The following is an 8,523-nucleotide window of genomic DNA, read 5'->3' on the forward strand; positions in this document are numbered from 1 at the left end:
AAGGATGTATTCATAAATCAACCTATTCTAACGCAGGGAATAAATTTAGGGCGTAATAAAATGGGCCAAGCTGGGTCCATTCGTTTCTTTGATGGCGGTCAAGGCTATGGGTTTTATTTTATGGGAATGGCAGGGCAATGGTACAAGCTACCTAACGTTTAGGAGGAAAATATATGGATGATTACAAAGATTTACAAGGTTATCCCTTACAAGTAGGGCAAGGTGCTCCGTTTGCTGGTAGGTTAGTAGATTCAGAAAGAAACGAAAACGGAGTATTTGTGCGAATTCCTTTTGATATGCTAAACAATGCCGGTTTATATGGTACGAATAAAGTAGAGGTGTGGGGGGAAACGGATGGAACGATATATTTCCGTATTGCAACAAGATGCGAAATATGTAAACGTGGCGCGCGTTTGTATGAATTAGAAACGGTTTTTGGGAAAAAGAAACTTTGTTCTGATGATTATTTCTCATTTACTGGTCAACGCCCTCCGCAAGAGACACAAGCAACTGAAAATACAACGCGAATAGAGCAGCCATAAGCTGGTCTTTTTTTATTATCTAAAAAAGGAGAGGAAAAGATGGATCGTATTGATGTATTATTAAAAACCTTTATTGCCACTTTTGGTGGCTTCTGTGGGTATTTCTTGGGAGGATGGGATGCAACATTGAAAGTCCTAGTAATCATGGCAGCTATTGACTATATCACAGGAGTAGTCGCAGCAGGATATAACGGAGAGCTAAAAAGTAAAGTTGGTTTTAAAGGCATTGCCAAAAAGGTGGTGCTTTTTCTTTTGGTCGGAGCGGCCGCGCAACTAGATTCAGCACTTGGAAGTAACAGTGCAATTCGTGAAGCGACTATTTTCTTCTTCATGGGGAATGAGTTACTTTCACTTTTAGAAAATGCTGGACGAATGGGTATTCCACTTCCACAACCATTGACAAATGCAGTTGAAATTTTAGGTGGTAAGCAAAAACAAGAAGAGAAAAAAGGAGATGTTCAATAATGGAAATTAGAAAAAAATTAGTTGATGCAAGTAAATATGGTACAAAGTGTCCTTATACAATGAATCCAGAATTTATCACAGTTCACAATACGTATAATGATGCTAAAGCAGAAAACGAAGTGGCTTATATGATTTGTAATGATAACCAAGTCTCGTTTCATATTGCGGTAGATGATAAAGAAGCTGTACAAGGAATTCCTTTAGAGCGTAACGCTTGGCATTGTGGTGATGGTGGCGGAAACGGCAATAGAAAGTCTATTGGGGTTGAGATTTGCTACTCTTTAAACGGTGGAGAGCGATATTATAAAGCGGAAGATAATGCAGCTATCATTGTAGCTCAACTGATGAAACAGTACAATATTCCGATTAGCAAGGTTCGTACACACCAATCGTGGAGTGGGAAATATTGTCCTCATCGCATGTTAGCAGAAGGACGTTGGGATAGCTTTATTGAAAGAGTCCAAAATGCATATAACGGTGGAGGTAGTCCAGTAATGCCAACTCCTATTCCACCTTCAAACGATGGTACAAAAGTTGCTTACATTAATGGCGATAACGTGAATTTACGAAAAGGACCTGGAATTGGATATGCAGTTATTCGTAAGTTAGGTAAAGGAGAATGCTACCAAGTATGGGGTGAATCAAATGGGTGGCTAAACTTGGGTAGCGATCAGTGGGTATATAATGATTCATCATATATTCGTTATACAGGAGAAAATGCACCAGCACCTTCTAAGCCTTCATTTGATGGCATTGGTGTAGTGACTATTACAGCTGATGTATTACGCGTTCGTACTGGTCCAGGAACTAACTATGGTGTCGTAAAAAATGTGTACCAAAGTGAAAGATATCAGTCTTGGGGAGATAGAGACGGTTGGTATAATGTTGGTGGCGACCAATGGGTTTCTGGTGAATATGTGAAGTTTGAAAAATAAAACATACTACTATACAAAAGAATAGTTTGGTAAAAAACAAAGGCTGTCCTTAATGGGGGGCCTTTTTTGTCAATGGATCACCACAATATAAAGTACACAATAGCAAAAGAAAAACATACCATATTACTGCAAATGAAGCCTATGTGTATGTGAAATAGAAAAACCGGTTCTCTTAATTGAGGACCGGTTTTTCTTGTTTTTCTAATTATCTCCAACGCCATTCTATTTCATTTGAATCAAAGTAAACAGCAGGTATGCCAATTCCTTTTAATTGATTATCTTTTAATATAATCCAGTTGTTGTCATCTAAAAAAAGTGGATCCACGTCTTCTAGTGACGGGTTATTTTCATCCACCATTTTGTTTAGAAAATCTTTAAATTCAACGATATTATCAGTAAAGTTAATATGCCCGTACATCCAAAAACCATCACCATTCGCATTTGAGATATCGCCCAAATGTATATCTTTAAAGAATAGTTTCATAGAAAATGCTCCTCTCATTCCTTAATGTTAAAGTATTTACTGGGAATTTCACCTCTTATAAGATATTCAGTATCTCTTTTAGTCCAATTTAAAGCTAGGTTTTTCCAGTGGTCTGTGGTTGCGGAATCTTGTTTTATCAAACGTTCTATTTGCTTAGGACTTAAAATAGCAACATCCGTTACTTCACCTTCTCTAATGGCCGTTCTTAAAGCGGGCAAGTTAATGTCAATAATATTTTTCCCATAGTTACTTGCAATTTCGGGGTGTATAGAAAAACTTGTGTAAGGACTGTTATGTTTTGCACCTCTCCGATATCCTCCTAAGATATGTTCAGTTACAGTTACTTGTCGTCCCTTATACATCCCTTCCTTATTTGCAGGCATCAAGTTTCCGTTCTCTCCGATATGCGGTTTGCCAATTCCATTTGGTCTTGTTGCTGATTTTAGGTAGTCTTCACCTCGTAACAGGTTTTTGCTTTCCAATGCAGCTTCCGCCATCTTAACCCCTTTACCCACTTTAGCAAGTTTTCCGAATGGCGTAAGACCGGCTACAGCCATGACACCTGCCCCAGCACGTTCCCACCCCGAAAGTTTTTCGCCGGTAGATGGATCAATACCATCCCAAGCACGACGAACATCGTATTCACCACTTATTTCACCAGTAATATCTCTAGCTAATTTTTTACCATCAAAGCCATTCTCTTCAGAAGATGGTTTACCACACATTGCACCTTCTTCAATTGAATTATCAGCCTGACGCTTCCTATCTTCTGCAATCGCTTGAATAGAAGCCGTCCAATCCATATTCAACCCTTGTGTACTAAACGTCCCACTTGCAGGACTAAAGCCTTTGTCACTTTGAACTTCCGCAAGACCTTGTGCGATACTCGTAGCTAGTTGGAGTGCTGTATCATAATTACTACTAGAAGTATAATTGAATTCATACAGATGTTCTAACTTTTCTTGAAGCTTCTGTCTCATAGCATAATAAATTGGTATCATCGTCTGCATACTTGGCATGTTTTCGCTCATTGTTTCCATCTGTATTATCATTCGGTCAATCTCTCGAATTTGTTCTTCTATTTCTTGTTCGATAACATCTGTTGAAGCTACTTGTGATTGAAAATCGTTTGGAAAGACATTATTTTGACGGATTAATTCTTCACACAAGTAAATGATTCCTTGTGCTAATGGACGAAAGGCTTGTACAAAAAATGCTTTGGCACTACTATATGTTTGTCCTTGTAGAACAGTATCAATTGCAAAAGCATCAATCGACTGAATAACTTGTTCCATACCTTGAATGGTAGCGGTACATACAGCATTCATATTTTGTGTTTGTGTATGCACTTCCCCTAAATACATATTTAAACTCAAAAATCTCCCCCCTTTTTTTAAATAAGTAAATCATACCAATTTAAGGAGGAAAATGTAAAAATGTTTTTTTATTTAGCATCAATAATATCAATAAATTTCAACGTTATATTATTATAAAATGAATCCGTACAAATTATAGATTTATTCAACGGATCAATATCAATGACGGTCATATAGCTAGTAAGAAAAAATTCATCTTCATAATATGTAATCAATATTTCTTCTTCAGAAAGCAGCGAACATAATAGCATATTCTCAATACGTTCTTGTTCATCCTGGGTTAATGTAGGGCGTTCTACTTTTGTCTTGTCTTTAATAATCTCACGGATACCTGCGAATTGTTCGGGCATCGCTGCGAATGGAGTCCATTTAACCATTCCTCTTCCTTTTGGCATATTAGCGTTACTCATGCTTTATGTCCCCCTAACAATGTGTTTCTGTATCTTGCAGTTGCACTATTTGTATACGAAATTCCTCTTAATATGCTGTTCTTACCAAACTTAGTGCGTATTTCGTCCATTACTTTAGTTAGTTTCATTTCTTTTTCTCGTTGTATTACATTATCGAATAGTGAGATTTGTTCTTCGCCTTCATTGATTAAGTTAGTTAAAGAAACATTTATGGTTCTAATGGGTTCCCCAGTGTAAAACTCGTGTAAAAAATATGTACAAATCTTATATATATCCATTGTTAAATTGGTTGGCCGATTCATAGTATGAGTTTTTCTGAAACAACCAGCGTAATTTTTGCTATAACCAATGGAAAAATGAACAGTTTGAGCTAGTTTGTTTTGCCTTCGCATTCGATAACAAACTTCTTCTATATGCTCCAGTAGAATAATTGGAAACTCTTCTATAGTGTAATCACGCATGAGTATTTGGCTTTTACCAATAGAAGTTGTTGCTGGAACATATTTTTCTGATATACGGCTAAAATCTATGCCGTTGCTATGTAAGTGCAATTCTTCGCCAATGACCCCGAAGCTTTGTTTTAAGTATTTAAGTGGGTATTGCGCTAAGTCTCCGATTGAATGAATTCCTTTTCGGTTTAACTTCGCTTCTGTTTTACCCGAAATCCCCCAAAACTTACTAAGTGGTTGTATTGGCCATAATTTTATGGGTACATCTTCGTATTTCCAGTATGCTATGCAATCTTTCGTTTTCTTTGCTTCCACATCTAAAGCCACTTTGCTCATTAAAGGATTAGGACCAATTCCTATCGTGCATTCGATTCGTGTCTTTGCATAAATTTCACGTTTGAATTTTAATGCGAAGTCGTACGGATCGTTAGCGAACAGATGGATACTATCCGTAATATCCATAAAAAACTCATCGATGGAATATTGGTGAAAATCCTCAATAGGAACGTATTGTAGAGCCAACTTAGTGATGAAATTAGAGCATTTTATGTAAGTACTCATAATTGGGTTTACCACAAGGATATCTTTGCGACATGGTATTTCGTATAATCTTGCCATTTTCTTAACACCCAACGTTTTTAATGGTGGAGTTGCAGCCAAAACAATTGAACCACTCCTATTCACATCACCGACTACAGCTAATTTAGTATAAAGTGGGTCTAATCCCATCTTGATGCAACTGACTGAAGCATAGAAGCTACGAAGATCTACACATAAAACAATTCGGTTTGGCAATATTGAATAGTCATACACCGTTATTCCTCCTAAATAACAGAACGTTAGTTCTTATTATATACGAATGTATGTTCTTTTATGAAGAGGTTTTTTTCAAAAAATAAAAAACTGACCACGATTAGCCAGTTTTACATATCCCAAAAATCATCAGCTTTAATCCTTGGATCTAATTCGCGGAGAACCTTTAATATCTTTTGCATGGTTTTCCTTGTAGGTGACCTGTCAGGATTATTAGCCAAATCTCCCACAGTATTCCTTCCGAGACCTGATTTCCTTATTAACCATTCTTGTTCTATTCCGTGTTTATCTAAATACTTCCCAAACTTTGTGCGTTTTTTTCCAAGACCCCACACAACATTCACTCCTTTAGTTATCTGTTGTCTTCAGTAATGTCCTAGTTTCACTAAAAATAAACCCCTAAAAATGGTGAATATTGAGCAAGCTGTATAGAATACCTTTTACCATACCAAACAAATTACGATTCCTAGTTCCAAATTAATAGCCTCTTAAAACTTCGTTTCACCTATTCTGAATAGAATTCGTTTGCAGAATACTGCTTCAGACATTGAAAGATTAGTATTTTCAATGATTCATAGCTATTATTCTCTCTTCTAATTAACAGGGACTGTTTTTGCTAAAACATACATGAGGGGTGGTGCAGGTTTGTGATATTTGAGTTAGTAAGTTCAGCTGCAGTCGGTGGTGTAGTCTTTCTATCAAAAATGCATCAAAAAGGAGCAACAAATGATGCCTCTAAGATTCAAAGAATTTGTGCTAATTGCGGTTTAAAAGTAAAAGAAGGAAAAGAGACCAGGACCATACAGCTACTCCGTAAGACGAGGAATGAATGGGGAGTTGAATATGCGTATAGGATTCCGCTCGGTCTTAGCTTCTCCGATTTCGAACAAAAAATGCAACATTTAGAGGATGGATTAAATCACAAGAGCAAAGTTTATGATTTTAAACTACAAGATTTCAAATCTCTTCGACTGCGAAAAGATATCTTAAAACAAATACAAAACGTTATAAGCAAGAAAAAACTCATTAGAAAGGAAATTGAGCTGTTTTACGATGGGTTACTTAAAATACGAGTTTACGAGAAAGGGATACCTGATTTCGTGAAATTTGAAGAAGAGATGATGAAGCAATGTAAGGGATGGGAAGTACCTATTGGTTATACAAGGGACGGATTAGTAAAACACGACTTTGACCAGTTATCACATATGATCTCTGCCGGCATGACGGATATGGGGAAATCGAATGTATTAAAGCTTATTATTACTTCGCTGGTACGCAACCAATCAGAAAATATAAAGCTATTCCTTATAGATTTGAAGGGTGGTCTCTCTTTCAACCGTTACCGATTCTTAAACCAAGTCGAATCAATTGCGAAGAATCCAGAGGAAACCCTTAAGACTCTAAGGGAATTGCAAGATAAACTGAATGCTAGAAACGAATACTTACTAGAAAAAGGATACGAAGATATAAAAGAAGCGGGGGATCCAGTACGGTATTTTGTAATCGTAGATGAAGCAGCCGATATAGCGCCATACCAGGAGTGCCAGGACATTATTGTTGATATTGGTCGTCGTGGCAGGGCGGCTGGATTCCGTTTAATATATGCAACCCAATATCCGACGAATAGCGCTATGCCATCACAACTGCGTCAAAACATTGGTGCTCGTGTTTGCTTTAGATTGCAGACAGAAGCAGGGAGCCGTGCCGTATTAGACGAGGGCGGCGCAGAGAGTCTTCCTAACATAAAAGGAAGGGCTATATATCAAACGAACGAGAAAACGGTCCTACAGACAATTTATATCGATAATAAGCAAATTGATAACATCATAAAGCCACACATCAACATAAGAGCGAGGAAGGAGCATGAAGATGCAAAAACTAGCCATGAAGGAACAACGCACAGAAAGCATACTCTACAGCTTGAGGAAATTGGGATTCTTGACTAGGAAGCAATTACAGGTTCTTCATAATCTCGGTGGAGATAGGAATGCATCGCGTGTCATGAAGGGAATTGAAGAATATGTGTCTAGCTTTAGGGATGGGGAGAAAGTTTATTACCTTAACAAAGAAGGGCGCGAACGTATTGGGAGCAAGAAAATACTCAAACGTTCGAATCAATTCCGACACTACATTATGAGGAATGACATCTATATTGCTTACGAATGTCCGAAAACGTGGAAGCAGGAAGTGAAAATGAACGTAAAAGGTATCGTTTCTATAATTGCAGATGCACTCTTCACTGATAATGGCCGTTATTACATTGTAGAAGTGGATCATGAGCAGAAAATGAGTGCAAATCGTATCAAGATGCAGAAGTATCGCAAATTGATGGAATGCAAAGTATTTGAAAAGACCCCTAAGTTTATTTGGTACACCACGACAGAATATCGCAGAAAACAACTTCAGAAGCTTTGCGAGGGATTGGATTGCAACATATTTACCGTTACTGATTTCCATTAAAAACAGGGAGATGGTCCATATGGTAACTGAGACAATGAGCATCAAAGATTTCATGGATGGTAACTATGGAGCAAAGAAAAAGTGGAGCTTGTTCAAAAAGAAAGCAAAAAAATACGCACCCGTGGCGGCGCGAATAGGAATTATGATTGGCAGTGTAATTATATTCAATAATTTTATAGATATTCCTCATGTATTTGCTGATGGTAATAATCCGGATGTAAATGAAGTATTTAAAGATGTGCAGTCAAATGATGGGAAGATAAAAAATTATATAGATGGCCAACTGTACAATCGTATTGTGAATGCATTTGAACCAGTCATTTTCTTAATTAAAGCAGTGTCATATCCGATAGCATCCGTTGTAGCGTTATGCGGCGGTCTATTCATTATGGTTGGTAGCCAGGAACGGGGATTCTCTCTTATATCAAGGGCAGGGATCGGATATATAGTAGTCCAAATGATTCCGTTGTTTATGAGATTGCTTGTTGAGATCGCTAAGGCTATTTAGTCCTACTTAATGTAGGACTTTTTCATATGATAATAACCATCTATCGTTATTATCAGACAACATATCTTAACTCAACATTCG

11 protein-coding genes are annotated in these 8,523 nt (G+C 37.4%); 6 read left to right on the forward strand and 5 right to left on the reverse strand.

Going from position 1 to position 8,523, the window contains the following annotated elements; translation table 11 throughout:
• The first annotated feature begins 173 nt into the window (after positions 1-173).
• Genes HMPREF1014_RS27450 through HMPREF1014_RS27460 form a run of 3 tightly spaced genes read left to right on the forward strand, consistent with a single transcriptional unit; the run spans position 174 to position 1,942 of the window.
• Positions 174-542 carry a hypothetical protein gene (locus HMPREF1014_RS27450; RefSeq protein ID WP_000342983.1) on the forward strand — a complete coding sequence of 123 codons (369 nt, stop codon included), beginning with the start codon at positions 174-176 and terminating at the stop codon, positions 540-542.
• A 39-nt stretch (positions 543-581) separates the two neighbouring features.
• Complete coding sequence (locus HMPREF1014_RS27455; RefSeq protein ID WP_000373888.1) at positions 582-1,007, forward strand: phage holin family protein; 426 nt, start codon at positions 582-584, stop codon at positions 1,005-1,007.
• On the forward strand, positions 1,007-1,942 hold the full coding sequence (locus HMPREF1014_RS27460) for an N-acetylmuramoyl-L-alanine amidase (RefSeq protein WP_000405758.1): 936 nt from the start codon (positions 1,007-1,009) through the stop codon (positions 1,940-1,942). Before HMPREF1014_RS27455 ends, HMPREF1014_RS27460 begins: the two co-directional genes overlap by 1 nt.
• A 205-nt stretch (positions 1,943-2,147) precedes the next feature.
• Here HMPREF1014_RS27460 and HMPREF1014_RS27465 read toward each other — a convergent pair whose 3' ends face one another.
• From HMPREF1014_RS27465 to HMPREF1014_RS27485, 5 genes are all read right to left on the reverse strand, one after another.
• Positions 2,148-2,426: a hypothetical protein gene (locus HMPREF1014_RS27465; protein WP_009327678.1), complete on the reverse strand. Its 279-nt coding sequence runs from the start codon at positions 2,424-2,426 to the stop codon at positions 2,148-2,150.
• 14 nt (positions 2,427-2,440) lie between these two features.
• A complete protein-coding gene (locus tag HMPREF1014_RS27470) occupies positions 2,441-3,802 on the reverse strand; it encodes a pre-toxin TG domain-containing protein (RefSeq protein WP_000056023.1) in 1,362 nt (453 codons plus the stop codon).
• A gap of 68 nt (positions 3,803-3,870) precedes the next feature.
• Complete coding sequence (locus tag HMPREF1014_RS27475; protein ID WP_000063579.1) at positions 3,871-4,212, reverse strand: YolD-like family protein; 342 nt, start codon at positions 4,210-4,212, stop codon at positions 3,871-3,873.
• Positions 4,209-5,474: a Y-family DNA polymerase gene (locus HMPREF1014_RS27480; RefSeq protein ID WP_000272611.1), complete on the reverse strand. Its 1,266-nt coding sequence runs from the start codon at positions 5,472-5,474 to the stop codon at positions 4,209-4,211. Before HMPREF1014_RS27480 ends, HMPREF1014_RS27475 begins: the two co-directional genes overlap by 4 nt.
• 110 nt (positions 5,475-5,584) lie before the next feature.
• Positions 5,585-5,809: a helix-turn-helix domain-containing protein gene (locus HMPREF1014_RS27485; RefSeq protein WP_000264499.1), complete on the reverse strand. Its 225-nt coding sequence runs from the start codon at positions 5,807-5,809 to the stop codon at positions 5,585-5,587.
• Positions 5,810-6,121: 312 nt separating this feature from the next.
• Between HMPREF1014_RS27485 and HMPREF1014_RS27490 the strand changes: the two genes are divergently transcribed.
• The 3 genes from HMPREF1014_RS27490 to HMPREF1014_RS27500 are packed head-to-tail and all read left to right on the forward strand — an operon-like array spanning position 6,122 to position 8,442.
• Positions 6,122-7,420, forward strand: a complete 1,299-nt coding sequence (locus HMPREF1014_RS27490; RefSeq protein ID WP_000575733.1) for an FtsK/SpoIIIE domain-containing protein — start codon at positions 6,122-6,124, stop codon at positions 7,418-7,420.
• Positions 7,359-7,934 (forward strand): replication-relaxation family protein, encoded by a 576-nt coding sequence (locus HMPREF1014_RS27495; protein ID WP_084796702.1) that lies wholly within the window; start codon positions 7,359-7,361, stop codon positions 7,932-7,934. Before HMPREF1014_RS27490 ends, HMPREF1014_RS27495 begins: the two co-directional genes overlap by 62 nt.
• Before the next feature lie 19 nt (positions 7,935-7,953).
• Positions 7,954-8,442 carry a hypothetical protein gene (locus tag HMPREF1014_RS27500; protein ID WP_000255791.1) on the forward strand — a complete coding sequence of 163 codons (489 nt, stop codon included), beginning with the start codon at positions 7,954-7,956 and terminating at the stop codon, positions 8,440-8,442.
• Positions 8,443-8,523: the final 81 nt, after the last annotated feature.

The organism is Bacillus sp. 7_6_55CFAA_CT2, from assembly GCF_000238655.1.
Taxonomy (GTDB): Bacteria; Bacillota; Bacilli; order Bacillales; family Bacillaceae_G; genus Bacillus_A; species Bacillus_A cereus.